A 16,765-nucleotide genomic window follows, 5' to 3' on the forward strand; every position below is an offset into this window, starting at 1 on the left:
AAAATATACGCTTCTTACATACATTATTAACAATCAGTTCTAAAGAATTAAATACAAAAAGAAATTAAATAGTAGGCGTTCCACTAATCTTTAGTATAATTCGTCTCTTAATTATTTTGCTCATTGCGCTTTTTTTATGTTCCTCCCTATTTCAACTGAACTTTGTGTAATAATGCATATCCCAAATACCTTATTTCCTTTCACTCATACTTTTATCATTGAGTTTTTATTCACAAATTCGTAACACATATATATGAGTTATCATGCTAAAATTAGTTTATTCACAAGAAGAAGTTATTCTTAATAAATCAATAATTTTTAATACCCTGTTTAAAGCCTTGCCCCCCTGCAAGGCTTTCTCCTATTTAACTAGCGTAGTAGTTATCTCTCCCCTTTGTTCCTTACCCTACAAATAATACTGAATATTCATTTTAATTTTTCAGCATCCACACTCACTCTGTTCGAAGGCTCTTTACCAAATATTCAATCTAATGATAAAATTGACCAAATTAATAATTTCATGCATCACTGTATCAATAAGTACAATAAAGTGAAACTTTAATCAATCGTGCTTTTACAGGTAGCCTGCCCCCACCTAACGTCTTTGCTTCCGCTGAATTTTGAGGTGCGGGTCTTACTGCCCGGCAAATAGCGGGATAAAGACACAAATAGTACTCTCACGATTAAGTAAACGCGAGCTTTTTCTTCTATAAACTTACTATTTAAGGTTAATAGTTTAGTAACAAGATTTAAAAATTCGACTTAAATTCATTGATGAATGGAGAGGTTTATATGAAATTAAAAGACAAAGTAGCAATCATAACTGGTGGTGCAAGTGGAATTGGCAAATCTACTGTTCGTCTTTTTATCGAAGAAGGTGCAAAAGTAGTTATTGCTGACTTTTCTGAACGTGGAAAAGAACTATCAGATGAATTGAATGCACATGGATATACTACGTTATTTATTAAAACTGATGTAACAAAAGAGGCAGATATTAAACAGCTAATTCATGAGACAGTAAGTACATACGGTAAATTAGATATTATGTATGCCAATGCCGGCGTTGCTGATGATGCACCGGCAAACGAATTATCCTATGAAAAATGGAAAAGAACTATTGATATTAATTTGTCTGGGGTATTCCTTTCTGATAAATATTCGATTGAACAATTTCTTAAACAAGGTACAGGTGGTGTCATCGTTAACGCTGGTTCGATTCATAGTTTTGTTTCATTACCTACCCCAACAGCATACTCCTCTGCAAAAGGTGGTGTGAAACTATTAACTCAAAATTTATGTACTGCCTACGCTAAATATGGAATACGTATTAATGCGGTGTGCCCTGGTTATATTGACACCCCTTTACTAGGTAGTGTTAATCCTCAACAGAAAGAATATTTAGCTTCACTTCATCCGCAAGGCAGACTTGGAACACCAGAAGAAGTCGCTAAAGCTGTCTTATTTTTAGCAAGTGATGATGCTAGTTTTGTTAACGGTACAACACTTCTTGTTGATGGAGGCTATACTGCACGTTAATTTAAAAATTTTGAAGCACCCTAAAAAATATATAGTCTTCAACAAGAAAAAGCGCCATCACAAGTGACGGCGCTTTTTCTATGTAAGAGCAACTAGAAGGTATCCTTCTAGCCTACTCCCATTTATAAGTCCAAAATTGTTCAAGTTGCAGCCATTTTAATGTTGCTGCATCTTTGTTTTTTATTTTTGCATGCGTATCTTCCAGCATTGCTTCTGTTTGTGAACGGTGCGCACCTAATGCAGTTAATTTATGATCAAATACTTCACTAATGTTATTTACAACATCCGGTTCTCCTAATACTGCTTCACGATTTTTCGTAATCGCAACAGCATGGATAACTGGGCGCTCTTCTTTTGGCATACGTGATACAGCGCGAACGACAGCGCGGCCAAATGCATTATGATCTGGATGTACACCGTGCTCTGGATAAAATGTAATAATTCGAGATGGATTTACTTCTTGAATGATTGCTTCAATTTTGTCAGCAACGAAATCAACATCTTCAAATTCTAACGTTTTATCATGGAAGCCAAGCATTCTTAAATCTTTAATGCCCATCGCTTCACAAGCATCTTTCAATTCTTTCTCACGGATATTTGGAATCGTTTCACGGTTAGCGAATACGTTCTTACCCATGTTACGTCCCATTTGTCCTAGAGTACCACATGCATATGTTACAGGTACTCCTTGATCTGTTAATAAGCGAATTGTTCCTCCCGCAGCATATGCTTCATCATCTGGATGCGGAAATACAACAAGTACATGTCTCTCCATAAGTTTCCCTCCTTCTTACTTAAATGGTGTTAAGCTTAACTCAAGTGCAACTGCTAGACGACCTAAATTATCATGTCCAGCTAGTAATAAACGCTCTTGACCATCTACTTCCCAGTGCGTAATACCTTCAGCATATACCCAACCGTGATCCATTTTTAGACCAACTCGGTATGGATTTGTTCCAGTTATCTTCCCGCGTTCAAAACGGATAATTGCATTTCGAATGAAAGCACCAACTGTCATCATCTTTTCATTTATGTGTGATGCATACGCTCCGTTTGTCGTTTCTAAATGAATATATACATCTTTATTTACAAAACGTTCAATTTCATTTTGAATAAGAGAACTATCTTTTACTATTTCCATCGGAATTCACCTCTTTAAACCATTTTACGCAAAAATAATGTAAATTGCTATCTCTATATTAGAGGACAACGCTCACTTTTCCTAATAATTTGCACTGTGTTTTTTATATTTTTTATATGATATGTAAAAAATACATTTTTTCCTTCACTTTGTTAAATAGTTTTCTTTCTTTTTTGAATTTGCTACAATATATTTTATCCCGCATTATTGCAGCGAGATACATTTCGACAATTGAGTACATAATTTAAAGAAGGTGACATGGTTGGAACAATCAGCACATGAAGTAGCAAATTGGCAATATTATTTTGCAATTGCCGTATTTTTAATCACGTACGGATTTATTATTTCTGAGAAATTGAATCGTGCTGTAATCGCACTATTCGGTGCTGCTATTATGATTATTTTTGGAGTTGTAGATTTACATACTGCTTTCACATCACATATTCAATGGGAAACGATTACCCTTTTAATTGGGATGATGATTCTCGTACATATTACGAGTCAATCAGGCGTCTTTGAATTTGTGGCCATTAAAGCGGCAAAAGCAGCTGGCGGAAAACCGATTCGCATTTTATTATTACTATCCCTATTAACTGCTGTCGGATCAGCATTTTTGGACAATGTAACGACTGTTTTATTAATCGTTCCTGTTACATTATCCATTACACGTATTTTAAAAGTAAATCCTGTGCCTTATTTGATTTCAGAAGTGCTGTTTTCAAATATAGGCGGAACAGCAACATTAATCGGTGATCCACCTAATATTATGATTGGATCAGCAAACAAGCATTTAGACTTTAACGCCTTTTTACTTAACTTAGCTCCAATCGTAATTATTATTTCTATCGTGACACTTGGCATTATTTACTTCATGTATCGTAACAAACTAAAAACAACACCTGAACAAATCGAAAAACTAATGGCATTAAACGAAAAAGATTACATTAAAGATCAAAGCCTCCTTTTAAAATCTATTTCGATTTTAGGACTAACTATTTTAGGCTTCGTACTTCATTCGATTATTCATGTAGACGCTGCTGTTATCGCGATGACAGGCGCTACACTTCTTATGTTAATCGGCGTGAAAGAACATGATATTGAAGATGTATTTGCCCACGTTGAATGGGTAACCATTTTCTTCTTCGCCGGACTATTTGTTCTCGTTGGCGGGTTAATTGATATCGGACTTATCTCTTCACTTGCAAAAGAAGTAATCGGCGTAACAAACGGTGACATCGGATTCGCAGCTATACTTATTTTATGGGTATCTGGCATCGCATCTGCGACAATCGACAACATCCCATTTGTCGCTACGATGATTCCTCTTATTCAAGACTTAGCTACAGGACTCGGACTATCTGTCGATTCTCCGCAAATCGAAGTACTATGGTGGGCGTTATCTCTTGGAGCTTGCTTAGGAGGAAATGGAACGCTAATCGGAGCATCTGCAAACGTAGTCGTTGCTGGTATTGCAAAACGTGAAGGACATGCTTTCTCTTATATGGACTTCTTAAAAATTGGTTTACCATTAACTATTGTTGCACTCTTGTTATCACATGGTTATATATATTTACGTTATTTAATGTAAAAGTTGTATTGCATGAAATTATATCGTCAAATACAAAAGGTTTGCAGCATCGTGCTGCAAACCTTTTTTCATCACCAAAATATACCGATAATTGCTAACCCACCTAAAATCATACCACCAATTTGTCCGACAATTGTTGGTGATAATTGAACACCTTTTCTCACTTCAACAACTGGTCTTTCGTGCCTTAGTTGCTGCACTTCGCTTTGCAGTTGATGTACACTTCCGTGTAACTCTTTAATTAGTTCCTGTAATTCAGCGACCTCTTCATTTACTGGTTTTGCTTTTTCTAAATTCATTTTACATAACTCCTTATAAATTCAATCAGTTCACTGTGAATTTTCGCCAATTATCATTATATCTCCTGCATACTACATATATAATATTGAATGTATTTGCTAATCTTGCAACCCTATCCATTCATCCCGCAATATCCCCATAATGATACGATCAAAACACTTCCCATCTCTTTGAACCGCTTCTCTCATACACCCTTCCATCTGAAAACCTATCTTTTTATACAACGCAATGGCTGCTTTATTATAAGAAATCACATCCAGACCGACGCGGTGTAAATTCAATTCATAGAAAGCATATTTTAAGATAAGATGGATTGCTTCTCTTCCATATCCCTTTCCTCTATCATTTGCATCTCCTATACCAATGGCTAATAAACCCGTTCTGTTATTCCACTCTATGCCATGAATTGCAACAAAACCAATTAAGCAATCATCTTGAACTGCCCTTAACATAAAAGAAACACTATTCGATCTCCGTCCCTTTAATAGCCCATCACTTGCTATTTCTTGTATCGATTGCGGGAATGCTACATCTGTATCTACATTCCTTAAATACTCACTATCTTCTTGCCACATAGCCATTACTTCAGCATCTGCTTCTCTAATAGCTGATAATTTAATCGTTTTATTTTGAAAAAGATTCATTGTCATTTCAAACTCCCCCTTTTTTAATAACAGGGATAATTATTAGCCTATTTATCCCCTTATTCTATAAACTGCTTTATACACGGGATACTTACAATAAGCGCTGACATTGGCACATCTCCTCTACACGAAATTAACTTCATTGTATAATTTTTCGTTTATTCTAACAATAATAAAAAGCCCTCCAAATTTAGAGGGCCTTTCCTAATAGCGAAACTATATTATTTCGTAAACATTTTCTCCGCTTCATCCATTGCCATTTTGTTACCTAAAGCAGAATAGTCAAGCCATGGTTGGTCATTAATAATGTATACGTGCTTACCTTTAACAGCTTTTAAGTCTTTCCAAATTGGTGTTTCTTGAAGTTGTTTAAATGCAGCTTTCGCTTTATCATCTCTGTTAACGACAACGAAAATAGCATCTGCATCAAAGTCAGGTAATACTTCTTGTGAAATGACTTCGAAAGGACGGTTTCCATCAATTTTCTCTACACCATTTGCAGGTTGTAATCCTAAGTCTTGGAATAAAATTGGTCCCATCGGTCTTTTCGTACTAAATACTCGTAATTCTTTTGCAGTAACGCGAATTGCCATTACTTTTTCGTTATTACCTAATTCTTTATCTATTAAACTTTTTACTCGTTTTGATTGCTCTTCGTAATCTTGAATATATTTATCCGCTTCTTTCTCACGGTTTACAAGTTTACCAACTTGTTTTAACTGATCTCTCCACGTGCCTTCATCTAAGTTGAAAGAATGTGTTTTTGCAATTTTTTCGTATTTCGCTAAATCTTTACCCGCGTATTTTTCATCCACATAAATGTCAGTTGGCTTCAATTGAAGTAACGCTTCCATATTCGGATCTGTTACAACACCAAGTTTCTTCGTATCTTTCAACTGCTCTTTTGCGTGTGGTAAGAAATCTTTTAAATCTCCGCCAATAACAGAACCTACTGGTGTAATTCCTAATGCAAGTAAATTATTTGTTAAATGAATGGACATAGAGGCGATTTTTGGATCATTACTTTTTTCCGTTTTTTTCGTTGCCTCTTCATTAGCTTTAGTTTGACCACATGCTGATAATACTAAAATACACATCATGCTAAATAAAATAGTAAGTTTCTTTTTCATATGTTCTCCTCTTTGAAGTATTTATTTTGTTTTTGTAAGTAAATAAAGAAAATACGGTGCTCCTAATGCCGCCACTACTACACCAGCTGGAATAGAGTTTGGCTCAAATATAGAACGACCTATCGTATCTGCTAGCACTAAAATAATCATTCCGATAATGCTAGCTAAAGGAAGAAAGTGTTGATATGTAGTACCTACTAACTTCCTTGCGATATGCGGAGCAACTAAACCGATAAAACCAATCCCTCCTGCCATCGATACACTTGCGCAAGATAATCCAACCGCTGTAGCTAAAAGTAATAACCGTTCTTTTTGAACAGAAACACCAAGTCCTGCCGCTACACTATCACCTAGTGACAATGCATTTAACGTTTTAGATTTTAGCCACGCATAAGGGGTTAGTATGAAAATCCAAGGTAATAATGCAAGGACATGAATCCAATCCCTTCCCCACACGTTACCAACTAGCCATCTAGAAGCGAATGTATACGTCTCATCATTTAACTTGAGAGAGAAAAATAACGAAATTGCACTAAAACCAGCTGAAACTGCAATACCAACGAGAATAAGTCTAATGGGAAGTAAACCATTTGACCGATCACTCGCAAGTAAAATAATAAGAAATGCAGCTAATACTCCTCCGCCAAATGTAAATAACGGTATTAAAATAGATGCACTTTCATTAATAGAATGAAAGAATGTAACGAATATAATTAGCCCGAAAGATGCACCTGAATGCAGTCCAAGAATACCAGGGTCTGCAAGTGCATTACGGGATAATCCTTGCAAAATCGCACCGGAAATCCCAAGGCCAATACCGGCTAACATTGTGATTATAATTCTTGGCATACGATAATCGTATAGCACGGTTGCACTTTCAAAATCACCATAACCGAAAAGCGTTTGAATTACTTTGAGCGGTGCAATGCTAAGTGTCCCTGTATTTAAGCTAAGTAAAATGACAGCGATACTAATACAACCAAAAATTGTAGTTACAGTAATGGCTCTTTTTTTATCTGTGTTAATAAGACCCTTCACTTATAGCTCCCTCCCAACTTTACGTGCTATATAGAGGAAGAACGGAACTCCAACAAGAGCTACCATAATTCCTATCGCAAGTTCTTTAGGAGGGTTTACTGTTCTTGCCCCTAAATCAGCTAAAACTAATAACATAGCTCCTAATAACGCTGACATAGGAATAATGAGTCTATAATTCACACCAACTAATTTTCTAGCAATGTGGGGGATAACTAGTCCTACAAATCCAATAGAACCAACAGCTGAAACAGAAACACCTGCTAGAATAACTACTATAATCATCCCTAGTATTCTCGTTCGGTTCGTTTTCACTCCTAAATTTGTAGCAACATCATCCCCCATTGATATGAGTGAAATAGATCTCCCTAACACTATTGCAAAAATAATCGTTATAAGAATAATAGGGACTAAAAATTTCAAGTGTTCCCACTTAACCCCTGCAACACCACCAGCATACCAAAACGCTAAATCTTGGCTTAAATCATAATAAATCGCAACACCTGAACTTAATGAATGTAAAAGCGCTGCCATAACAGCTCCAGCAATCGTTAACCTCATTGGTGTTAACCCACCTGATGTTGCTGATCCAATAACAAAAATAAGTACTGTACTTAAGACTGCTCCAATAAAGGAAACAATCATTAAATAGGAATACGGCATATGCGGAAAAAAAGCAAAACTAAGTGCTACTACAAACATCGCTCCTGCATTTATGCCAAGTACACCTGCATCAGCTAAAGGATTTCGTGTTACTCCTTGCATAACAGCTCCAGCGACCGCAAAAGCTGCCCCTACAACTGCTGCTCCAATTACTCTCGGGAGCCTTAATTCATAAATAATTTGGTGCTGCGTTAATTTCGGATTGTAATCCAAAACCGCAGTCCACACCGTTTGTAAATGAATATCCTTTGCACCAAATGAAATGGCTAAAAATATAGATCCAATTAAACATAAAATTGTTAAGCTCATGAAACATATGAACTTAATATGTATCCAGCGGTTATTACCAGCATGTACAGTAGACTTATGTAACATGTTTCATTTCATCCTTTATATTCAGTTGTTTTTTATAATTATTTTTTATTTGTAATTATTATTGATAATAATTATCATTTTCATCTAGATATTATATCCCCACCTTTTTTAAATAGCAAACTATTTTTTTACTTTGCTACTTGTTTTCTCTCGCACATTTGTACAATTTTCATTACAAGGCGTTACATATAAAATGCCACTCGTTCTCTCCTTTTTCCTTATCGGATTTTTCATTTGGATTGCAGAGAACATCGCAACATTTTTCGGAGCATGGCAATATCCAAATCAACGGGAAGCATGGAGTCTCGTTCACTTAAGCAAAATTAGTTCATGGTTTTTACTCGTTGTTATTAGCATTATGATTGTCACGCAGCTCAAACATTTGAAGGAATCAAAAAGATAATGCTGATTATGTAAAAACAGTTAGCCCATCACTCATTAGAGAGTGATGAGCTAATTGTTTTTAGTAATATTTTTTAAACCGTCCTTATCAAGGGAGTTATAATTTACAAGAGTATAAGCAATTACACATTATGAACTGCTACTAGCAGAAGATGTTGCTACAGATGAAGCGGCAATCGTTGCCATCATGGCTGCCTGTTGTGCTTGTATGAGGACTTCTATCATTGTTTGTAAACCTGTGTTAGTAGCTTTACTTTCCTCACCTTTCTGACTTACGAACAGTTGAATAGCAATAAGAATATTTGTATCTGTATGCCAACGGAACAATTTATCCCCCTGCAATTTTTCAATAAATGCTCGAATAGAATGAATCTCTTTTTCTCCGTCCTCGAGTAACGCTAGTAGCCCGATAGCTGGGTAATGCATCTGTTTTACTTTTACCTTTTCTTGCTTTAACAAATTCCATATATTTGTGCATTTTGCAACTAATAGTTCTTCCCTGACATCCTTCTTTAATGAAAGAATATGACTCAAAAATTGAAGATCATTCCCTTTACGTAAACCAGCTGTCGCTAGTTTCTGATAAAGACGTTCCACTCGGTCCATAAGTGTTTCTACATTCTCTGATTGTCCTGCTAATAAAACCGCGAGCGGATAATCATTTGTACTTGTAAGAAAGAGGTGATCCTTTTTCATGCGTTTATATACTTGCATCGAATGCTGAATGTGCGCGCCATGCTGTTCATTTTCTTCTGTTAAAAGCACAGCTGCTGCGAGATAAGTAAATATACTCCGGCTAAAGCCACCAGTGACCAATTGTTCATATAAATCTAAAAACGTGCGAAAAGCTTCCTTGTAATCTGTAAAGTGAATATCTAATGTTGCGGCCACTACAAAACGATGATAAGACTTTAAGTATGAAAACATCCCTACCTCATTCTTAATATAACTACTAATTTCTAAAAAACGTCCGAGATCAAACAATTTATCACTACCTGCATACATAGCAGCAATCATCATTCCTGTTCGAGAATCACTCGTTTTCCATTTTAGTTCTCCCTTTAACTGTACATATGTATGTTTATATTGCTCCAACTTTTGTTCTAATGTAATCATAGTATTCACCCCTATTTCTAGTTCTTCTCTATTATTATACGTATATTCCATATTTAGGAATACTATAATTAATAATCACAACATAAAAAATTATAAAATTCTCTAATCCTTCAAGAAGTTATACAAAAAAGGTAGATAATAATTTATCTACCTTTTTTGTATATATTATTTAACATTACACCTGTATTGCTTGTTATATGCAATTAAGAACTAAAGAACTTTAATAATACGTTCCATCGCCTTCATTTGCCCAATATGATCAGCTTCATGATAAAGCATCATACCGTAAAGCTCACCAACTGTTTCTAGTCCTAAGAACGGCTCTGGCAGTTTATTTTCAAATGCTTCTGCTGGAATTTCGTTAATACGTTTTGCTTGTTCTTTTAATTGAGCCATTAACACGTCTAATGATGGTCCTTCTGTTTTCCATTTAGACGGTCTTGATCCATTCCCAAACATACCTGGATATTCAGTTGGTAATTGTTTAAATTCTTTTCCAAACATGAAAACTTCTGCTGCCGTTAATACATGACCGATATGCCAGCGAATTGTATTGTTAAAACCCTCTGGCTGTGTATCTACAGTTTTATCGTCTAACGTCTCCATAAATTTAAGCAATTCTCCACGCGTTATTTCAAATTGTTTTAAGCCAACTAGTCTATTCATTTGATCGTTCTCCTTCTTCATGTACCATTTATTATGAACTAAGAATGTTCAACTTATTAAAGTTTCACCTTGTTTAATCTATCAGAAACAATGAAGAAATACACCTAATATGCCTAGTAAAAATAATAAAAAGGTTCACCTCTCGTACATATAGAATTACTTACTAGACAAATAGTTAAATAAATAAAAGAGGAGTGTTAATTGCATGTTTGATGTTTTAAAACAACAATATAATCTTATTAGCTCTACAAGAGAAACTCTATTTTCGTTTTTAGAAGAAATCCCATTAGAAAAGTTACATAACGCTGTTCCTAACTTCGGGAGCGGTAGCATTATAAAGACACATATTCATGTAGCTGATTGCTATCGATACTGGCTTGGATCATTTGCATTCAAGCAAAAAAGGGCAGATTTTTCATTTGCTAGTGATGATGAGATTGAGCATGCTGATGTCGAGAAAGTCCGTGCTAGATTTAAGTTAGCCGATGAGACTGTACAACGTTTTTTAGATGAATACAATGAACGTTGGCTCGAAAATATAGCAAATGAAGTGAAATGGCAAAAAGAACCTTGGAGCACAACACCGCTATGGCTTTTAACTCATACTGAAACACATGAGTTTCATCATAAAGGGCAAATTGTATCTATGGCTCGTCACCTTGGGTACACTCCTCCTCATACAGACCTTATTAGTTGATTACCTAAAAGCTTAGAAGGAATATAGATCGAGCATGCTTTGAAACCTAATCAAAACATGCTCTTTAAATAGGCTATCTTAAATTTTTTATAATATGATCAATACCAAATAGTCTCCGCATAATTATATGCATCACTATTTGGAATAGCATGTTTCCCTTGCGCTTGCGCCTTTCTTGGATCTAAATCATATACCATTGGTGTATAGCATGATGTTTGCCCTTTATTCACAACACCATTTCCTCCAGCACTCCCGCAAGTATATGCCTTTCTATCTGTTTTTCTTACGATTCTTGCATCAGCTTCGTTATTATATACTGCTGCACGAGTTACTGTAACTTTTGCCCACGCTGTCTTACACGTTGTGCTAAATTTTAATTCCACATAAGAATTGGAATCAATCCACTTCTTTTCTTTCGTTACTGCTGATTGATCGCAGCTATTGTAATATGGACTTTTCCCATCATATGAATGGTCTTCTGCATATGCTTTATCATTATTCGTAGTGCTAAACATACTAGTTAAAACGAGCAATGATAGACAGAAACATGTACTTACCTTTATTAAAAGTTTCATAGCACTCCGCTCCTTTTTAATAGCGTCCTGTTTTTCCATAACCGTTATTAAAAGTAACTGCTTCAGCATCTGCTGTGTATCCGAAATCAGCAGTTAAATCAAATACCATTCCTGTATACGTACTCGTTTGACCTGTTTTTATTGTCCCGTTCCCCTGATTGGAAGTGACTGATTTTTGGAATACACCATTTTTATATTTATTCACAACAGCGTACGCATACACTCCTCCAGAAACAGCTGGTGCTGGTTGATCTAAAACAAACTTAGCCCAAGCTGCATGACATTTATTACTGTAACGTAAATACACTGTCCCTACTTTTTTACTACCTTCGTACACCGCTGTAGACTTTGCATTAAATCCATCTGCATCACACGTTGTACTGCCTCCGTATACTTTCGTTGTTGCTGGATTTTTCCCGTCATAATAACTACTTAAATCAGTAGCTGCAAATGTACTTCCTTGGAAACTAAATAATACCCCTACACTCGCTACACTTAATACACATACTTTCATTAACTTTTTAAACATTTTCAATTTCCTCCCTCAAAAAAAGTACGTATAATAAAGACAATCTATCCCCTATGTACGCCCCTCCTTTCATGCTTCCTAGAGGCATCTTACAGAAACGAATAAACGTTGTAAATTTCCTTATGATTATTGGAATATACGAAGAAATTTACGTAATCGTCTAAGAAAAAAAGTTGAGAAATACACATGTTATAGCATTCTTTATTTAAAACATAAAAGAACCGATACTCGTTTCATGCAAGCATCGGTTCTTTATACAAAATTGCCATTTTTACTATTATATAAAATAAATATTTCTCCACTTAATCCGTTGTAAGAAACTCCCTCGTTACATCAATAAATTGCTGCAGTGGCGCTGTCATCCATTTATCTTTATGCCAAGCAATTTGTGTATAAATCGGTGAGATTTCATTTTCTAAATGTAACTCTTTTATCGTCCCCTCTCGTATATCTTTTTCTACTACTATTGCTGGTAACACAGCTATTCCTAAATCTGCAATAACACATTGTTTAATTGCTTCGACACTAACGAACTCAATTTTATTTGCTGGATACACATCTTCTGTACGAAATAGCTCTTCAAATAAAGTCCGGTACGAGCATCCTAGCTCTGTTAGCAATAACGTCTCACGTTCTAAATCTTTTGTAAAAACGGAAGCTTTCTCGAGTAAGTGATGTCCTGAAGCAGCTACTACTTTTAATTCTTCTTTCATAAGCGGCTCCACATGTAAAGCATCTTCTGTTTTACATTCGTCCAAAATAAAGGCAAGATCGACTTTTCCCTCCATCAATTGTTCCTTCGCATCTTTATTGGAATGCGCTGGTTTAAATATAAGCTTTATTTGAGGAAATTGTGCTTTAAACCTCTTTAATATAGAAGGAAGTCTATATGTACATTGGCTTTCTTGCGCACCAATTATTAACGTACCTGCTATTTCTTCATCATCTTTCACAGCCATTTTTGCTTCGTTGCTGAGCGCAATCATCTTGTCGGCATATAGTTGAAACTTCCTACCTGCTTCAGTTAAGAAAAGACGTTTTCCTAATCTTTCAAATAACGGCGTACCTAGCTCAGCTTCTAACGTTTTAATTTGCGCTGTCACACTCGATTGAGCAAAGTTTAATTTCTTCGCAGTTTGTGTAAAATTCAAAGTATCCGCCGCTACTTTAAATGTAATTAATTGTTTTATCTCCATTTATCATCCCTCTTTTCAATCGATATTCCCGATTGATTTCATCGAAATAATCCTCTTTGTCTATTGATATTTGTATTGTATGATAAAGAGCATCTACAAACAATAAAAATGGAGGTATTCCATATGAAAGCAATTTGTTTCGAACAGTTCGGAAATCCGGATGTACTACAATATAAAGAACTAAATGATCCAATCATAAATCCAAATGAAATTTTTGTCCGCACGAAAGCAATCGGTTTAAATTTCGCCGACATTTATAGACGTCGCGGTGATTATCATCTCGGTGGCAACCCACCGTATATATTAGGTTATGAAGGGGCTGGCATTGTAGAAAAAGTAGGAGCTGACGTTACGAATATTAATCCTGGAGATCGTATTGCATTTGCTGACGTTCCATTTGCAAATGCAGAACTAGTTGCCGTTCCATCGAAGAAAGCAATTAAGCTTCCAGATTCTATCTCTTTTAAAACAGCCGCTTCTGTCTTATTACAAGGATTAACAGCACATTATTTAACGAAAGATAGCTATCAAATAAAACAAGGTGATATAGCTTTAGTACACGCTGCTGCTGGAGGTGTTGGGCAACTTCTTATCCAAATAATTAAACTACTAGGCGGAAAAGTAATCGGCCTCACGTCATCAAAAGAAAAAGCACAAATAGCTACATTAGCTGGTGCTGATCACGTATTTTTATATAAGGAAGCATGGCCTGCGAAAGTACTTGAAATAACAAACGGTGATGGAGTAAATGTTGTATATGAATCAGTAGGTTCTACGCTAGAGGAAAGTTTTAGCGCAACTAAAACTGGTGGTACTGTCGTATTTTACGGAATGGCTGGCGGTAATCCTACGCCCGTTGATCCGCGTATGCTTATGGATACTTCGAAAACTTTAACTGGCGGAGACCTTTGGAACGTGCTTACATCTTATGAAGAGAGAAAAGAACGCTCCTCTCAATTATTCGAATGGATTACGACCGAAAAATTAAAGATCGCAAGTCCTACTACCTTCTCTTTACAAGATGGTGCCCGTGCTCATGAATTATTAGAGAACAGAAAAAGCACAGGGAAGATTTTATTAATCCCATAATTATTCCAATAAAAAAAGGAAGCTAGAATGTATTTCTTTGCTTCCTTTTTTAACATTATTTATGTTCAATCTCGCTTCTTTTCAATAACCCTGTTATTTATATTTTTTCTCTACGCTTCTCTTTCTAGGCCCCTCATTTTTAAGTTTATATAATAAACGAATCTAAATATTAAAGGAAAGAACAAACCTCCTAATATCAACGATCCAATAAATACAGTATCAATAAAAGAAAGAATCCCAAATAATAGCATTCCAAAAAAATAAAATACAACTGCACTCCAATAAATAAAACGTGGAAACTTAGTTTAGAACGAATCACCTTTTTCACACGGTTTTCCAAATAACAAATGAACCAATTTAATCAACATAATCACTTCTCCATATAATTGTTAATATTCTTTTCTTCTTAGAACTGAACATAAATCACATACCATGTACCACCCATATTCACACATTCCTTACTTTTTTTATTTCTCGTATACTTACTTTAGATTCCGAGATGAAATGTAAGGCTAATGTCCCTCCAATACACTGCAAACTAATTTGTTGTTCCTACTCTCTAATTATACCATTACAATAATTTTCATAGTTCATTTTTAACGGAATATTCCGATTCAAATTAATAAATGATATATTAAAAAATAAGGAAAGGAAGCTAGATTTCTCTACCTTCCTTTCCTTATTTTTATATTTCCACACTTTCTTTCCCTTTTGCAACATAGCTCATATCTCCAACCGACTCGACTGTGTATGTTCCGTCTTTATATACAATCTTCGTCACACTAGCATTTTCTACTCCAAGTTTTGTTTTGCTACTGTCTAACATTTCTATTAAGGTAGTAATCAAAAGCCCATGAACGACAACTAAAACGTTACCGCCACCATTTGCAGCAGATTCTTCACTAATTTTATCAATCTCTGCTTTTATACGAGTAGAAAATAATTCCCAATCTTCCGCCTGTTTTGTAGGGTCCGCTGCTCTAATAAGATTAATCACTTCTTGAATAGAAAACTTCATAAGTTCTTCTGGTGATGCAACGCCCGCAGCTTTTCCAACCACATCCCACATATTTTCAAGTTTTTCACCTTCAAAAATACCAAAATTTAATTCTCGTAAATTTTTTCTTTTCTTAAGTTTTAACTTTGTTTGCTCACTATATTTTAATACTAAATTAGCAGTTTCAATCGCTCGGCCGCTATCACTACTATATGCATTCGCAAAATGAACATCTTTTAATCCCGTTCCTAAATTAGAGGCAACTTCCACACCTTTTTCTACTAACGGAGAGTCTGCCCAACCTTGCGCGCGATGGTTCGTATTTAATATTGTTTTACCGTGCCTTGTAACATATAACGTAACTACATTCTCATTGCTATCTGTTTCTCGATTCTTCATTCAATTCTCTCCCTTTACATTTCTATATCAATTTTACCACCTTAATTATTCATTGAGCAAAATATACGTAAGTAGATTTACTTAATAAAAAAAGCTATCTTTCTGTATATCCCTACAAAAAGATAGCATCTTTTATGATTATATTTTCAACCAATACTCTTACTCAGCAAAAGCACTCGAATATTGCACAACTCCTTCTACACCTTGCAGAGCGTTCTCGCTTAGCTCAATCACCATAAACACTTCATCTGGCACTTCAAATGGTGCTTTTATATTCCACTCACTTGCTTTCTTAAAGCCAAATTTCGGATAGTACCCTGGATGTCCTAACACTACAACTGATCCGTATCCAAGTTCTTTCGCTTTTTCTAAAGCAGCTACAATAAGCTTCCCACCAATTCCTTTTTTCTGATGGCCCCTATCAACTGAAACCGGTGCAAGTGCTAACGATTCTACAGAAGTTCCATCCTGTTCAATCGTAATTTTGGATAACATAATGTGACCAACGATTTCCTCATCTACTGCAACGATTGATAATTCAGGAATAAACGCGTCACATTCTCTAATACGTTTTACAAGTGCATGTTCTGTTTTATCACTAAATTCTTCATGTAAAAATGCTTGTTGTACCACTTCTTCTGTTTTTTCATAATCATTTTATTGTTCTTGTCTAATCGTTACCAATTT

17 protein-coding genes and 2 pseudogenes are annotated in these 16,765 nt (G+C 35.4%); 5 read left to right on the top strand and 14 right to left on the bottom strand.

Annotated elements, in window-relative coordinates; translation table 11 throughout:
* The first annotated feature begins 792 nt into the window (after positions 1 to 792).
* A complete protein-coding gene (locus BAQ53_RS16160) occupies positions 793 to 1,536 on the top strand; it encodes an SDR family NAD(P)-dependent oxidoreductase (protein WP_000768028.1) in 744 nt (247 codons plus the stop codon).
* A 112-nt stretch (positions 1,537 to 1,648) separates the two neighbouring features.
* Here BAQ53_RS16160 and bshB2 read toward each other — a convergent pair whose 3' ends face one another.
* A complete protein-coding gene (gene bshB2, locus BAQ53_RS16165) occupies positions 1,649 to 2,311 on the bottom strand; it encodes a bacillithiol biosynthesis deacetylase BshB2 (RefSeq protein WP_000439487.1) in 663 nt (220 codons plus the stop codon).
* A gap of 15 nt (positions 2,312 to 2,326) precedes the next feature.
* The gene (locus tag BAQ53_RS16170; protein ID WP_000407046.1) at positions 2,327 to 2,677 is read right to left on the bottom strand and encodes a YojF family protein; all 351 of its coding nucleotides are present in this window, start codon (positions 2,675 to 2,677) and stop codon (positions 2,327 to 2,329) included.
* Positions 2,678 to 2,939: 262 nt separating this feature from the next.
* On the opposite strand from BAQ53_RS16170, the gene BAQ53_RS16175 reads away from it, so the two are divergent.
* Positions 2,940 to 4,265 (top strand): ArsB/NhaD family transporter, encoded by a 1,326-nt coding sequence (locus tag BAQ53_RS16175; protein ID WP_000437989.1) that lies wholly within the window; start codon positions 2,940 to 2,942, stop codon positions 4,263 to 4,265.
* A gap of 71 nt (positions 4,266 to 4,336) precedes the next feature.
* Here the strand turns inward: BAQ53_RS16175 and BAQ53_RS16180 are convergent, their stop codons facing one another.
* The 5 genes from BAQ53_RS16180 to BAQ53_RS16200 all read right to left on the bottom strand — a co-directional run bounded on the left by BAQ53_RS16180 (position 4,337) and on the right by BAQ53_RS16200 (position 8,412).
* A complete protein-coding gene (locus tag BAQ53_RS16180) occupies positions 4,337 to 4,564 on the bottom strand; it encodes a hypothetical protein (RefSeq protein ID WP_208905883.1) in 228 nt (75 codons plus the stop codon).
* 99 nt (positions 4,565 to 4,663) lie between these two features.
* A complete protein-coding gene (locus BAQ53_RS16185; RefSeq protein WP_208905891.1) occupies positions 4,664 to 5,215 on the bottom strand; it encodes a GNAT family N-acetyltransferase in 552 nt (183 codons plus the stop codon).
* A 215-nt stretch (positions 5,216 to 5,430) separates the two neighbouring features.
* Positions 5,431 to 6,339, bottom strand: a complete 909-nt coding sequence (locus tag BAQ53_RS16190; RefSeq protein WP_000728233.1) for an iron-hydroxamate ABC transporter substrate-binding protein — start codon at positions 6,337 to 6,339, stop codon at positions 5,431 to 5,433.
* 21 nt (positions 6,340 to 6,360) lie between these two features.
* On the bottom strand, positions 6,361 to 7,377 hold the full coding sequence (locus BAQ53_RS16195; RefSeq protein ID WP_000677271.1) for a FecCD family ABC transporter permease: 1,017 nt from the start codon (positions 7,375 to 7,377) through the stop codon (positions 6,361 to 6,363).
* Positions 7,378 to 8,412: a FecCD family ABC transporter permease gene (locus BAQ53_RS16200; RefSeq protein WP_151522760.1), complete on the bottom strand. Its 1,035-nt coding sequence runs from the start codon at positions 8,410 to 8,412 to the stop codon at positions 7,378 to 7,380.
* Between the two features lie 133 nt (positions 8,413 to 8,545).
* Between BAQ53_RS16200 and BAQ53_RS16205 the strand changes: the two are divergent.
* Positions 8,546 to 8,815, top strand: a pseudogene (locus BAQ53_RS16205) (DUF817 family protein); the annotation flags it as partial.
* A gap of 128 nt (positions 8,816 to 8,943) precedes the next feature.
* On the opposite strand, the gene BAQ53_RS16210 reads toward BAQ53_RS16205, so the two are convergent.
* Positions 8,944 to 9,981 (bottom strand): DUF4003 domain-containing protein, encoded by a 1,038-nt coding sequence (locus BAQ53_RS16210; RefSeq protein WP_131250829.1) that lies wholly within the window; start codon positions 9,979 to 9,981, stop codon positions 8,944 to 8,946.
* Positions 9,982 to 10,140: 159 nt separating this feature from the next.
* Positions 10,141 to 10,617, bottom strand: coding sequence for a DinB family protein (locus BAQ53_RS16215; protein ID WP_208905893.1), 477 nt, complete (start codon positions 10,615 to 10,617; stop codon positions 10,141 to 10,143).
* Positions 10,618 to 10,801: 184 nt separating this feature from the next.
* Between BAQ53_RS16215 and BAQ53_RS16220 the strand changes: the two genes are divergently transcribed.
* Positions 10,802 to 11,293: a DinB family protein gene (locus BAQ53_RS16220; RefSeq protein ID WP_131250831.1), complete on the top strand. Its 492-nt coding sequence runs from the start codon at positions 10,802 to 10,804 to the stop codon at positions 11,291 to 11,293.
* Between the two features lie 98 nt (positions 11,294 to 11,391).
* Here BAQ53_RS16220 and BAQ53_RS16225 read toward each other — a convergent pair whose 3' ends face one another.
* The 3 genes from BAQ53_RS16225 to BAQ53_RS16235 all read right to left on the bottom strand — a co-directional run bounded on the left by BAQ53_RS16225 (position 11,392) and on the right by BAQ53_RS16235 (position 13,593).
* Complete coding sequence (locus BAQ53_RS16225) at positions 11,392 to 11,868, bottom strand: DUF2690 domain-containing protein (protein ID WP_208905895.1); 477 nt, start codon at positions 11,866 to 11,868, stop codon at positions 11,392 to 11,394.
* A gap of 16 nt (positions 11,869 to 11,884) precedes the next feature.
* Positions 11,885 to 12,397 (bottom strand): YjfA family protein, encoded by a 513-nt coding sequence (locus BAQ53_RS16230; protein WP_000473750.1) that lies wholly within the window; start codon positions 12,395 to 12,397, stop codon positions 11,885 to 11,887.
* Between the two features lie 302 nt (positions 12,398 to 12,699).
* The gene (locus tag BAQ53_RS16235) at positions 12,700 to 13,593 is read right to left on the bottom strand and encodes a LysR family transcriptional regulator (protein ID WP_208905897.1); all 894 of its coding nucleotides are present in this window, start codon (positions 13,591 to 13,593) and stop codon (positions 12,700 to 12,702) included.
* Positions 13,594 to 13,716: 123 nt separating this feature from the next.
* On the opposite strand from BAQ53_RS16235, the gene BAQ53_RS16240 reads away from it, so the two are divergent.
* Complete coding sequence (locus BAQ53_RS16240) at positions 13,717 to 14,682, top strand: quinone oxidoreductase family protein (protein WP_000643677.1); 966 nt, start codon at positions 13,717 to 13,719, stop codon at positions 14,680 to 14,682.
* 685 nt (positions 14,683 to 15,367) lie between these two features.
* On the opposite strand, the gene BAQ53_RS16245 is transcribed toward BAQ53_RS16240, so the two are convergent.
* Both BAQ53_RS16245 and BAQ53_RS16250 read right to left on the bottom strand, forming a co-directional pair.
* Complete coding sequence (locus BAQ53_RS16245; RefSeq protein WP_000797115.1) at positions 15,368 to 16,078, bottom strand: histidine phosphatase family protein; 711 nt, start codon at positions 16,076 to 16,078, stop codon at positions 15,368 to 15,370.
* Between the two features lie 159 nt (positions 16,079 to 16,237).
* Positions 16,238 to 16,762 (bottom strand): annotated as a pseudogene (locus tag BAQ53_RS16250) (GNAT family N-acetyltransferase).
* Positions 16,763 to 16,765: the final 3 nt, after the last annotated feature.

Origin of the sequence: Bacillus sp. B25(2016b) (assembly GCF_001679765.1) — a bacterium.
Lineage (GTDB): Bacteria > Bacillota > Bacilli > Bacillales > Bacillaceae_G > Bacillus_A > Bacillus_A thuringiensis_K.

Coding starts and splice junctions, on each gene's coding strand:
- BAQ53_RS16160 (WP_000768028.1), top strand. CDS start 793: ATGAAATTAAAAGACAAAGTAGCAATCATAACTGGTGGTGCAAGTGGA.
- bshB2 (WP_000439487.1), bottom strand. CDS start 2,311: ATGGAGAGACATGTACTTGTTGTATTTCCGCATCCAGATGATGAAGCA.
- BAQ53_RS16170 (WP_000407046.1), bottom strand. CDS start 2,677: ATGGAAATAGTAAAAGATAGTTCTCTTATTCAAAATGAAATTGAACGT.
- BAQ53_RS16180 (WP_208905883.1), bottom strand. CDS start 4,564: ATGAATTTAGAAAAAGCAAAACCAGTAAATGAAGAGGTCGCTGAATTA.
- BAQ53_RS16185 (WP_208905891.1), bottom strand. CDS start 5,215: ATGACAATGAATCTTTTTCAAAATAAAACGATTAAATTATCAGCTATT.
- BAQ53_RS16190 (WP_000728233.1), bottom strand. CDS start 6,339: ATGAAAAAGAAACTTACTATTTTATTTAGCATGATGTGTATTTTAGTA.
- BAQ53_RS16200 (WP_151522760.1), bottom strand. CDS start 8,412: ATGTTACATAAGTCTACTGTACATGCTGGTAATAACCGCTGGATACAT.
- BAQ53_RS16210 (WP_131250829.1), bottom strand. CDS start 9,981: ATGGAATATACGTATAATAATAGAGAAGAACTAGAAATAGGGGTGAAT.
- BAQ53_RS16215 (WP_208905893.1), bottom strand. CDS start 10,617: ATGAAGAAGGAGAACGATCAAATGAATAGACTAGTTGGCTTAAAACAA.
- BAQ53_RS16220 (WP_131250831.1), top strand. CDS start 10,802: ATGTTTGATGTTTTAAAACAACAATATAATCTTATTAGCTCTACAAGA.
- BAQ53_RS16225 (WP_208905895.1), bottom strand. CDS start 11,868: ATGAAACTTTTAATAAAGGTAAGTACATGTTTCTGTCTATCATTGCTC.
- BAQ53_RS16230 (WP_000473750.1), bottom strand. CDS start 12,397: ATGTTTAAAAAGTTAATGAAAGTATGTGTATTAAGTGTAGCGAGTGTA.
- BAQ53_RS16235 (WP_208905897.1), bottom strand. CDS start 13,593: ATGGAGATAAAACAATTAATTACATTTAAAGTAGCGGCGGATACTTTG.
- BAQ53_RS16240 (WP_000643677.1), top strand. CDS start 13,717: ATGAAAGCAATTTGTTTCGAACAGTTCGGAAATCCGGATGTACTACAA.
- BAQ53_RS16245 (WP_000797115.1), bottom strand. CDS start 16,078: ATGAAGAATCGAGAAACAGATAGCAATGAGAATGTAGTTACGTTATAT.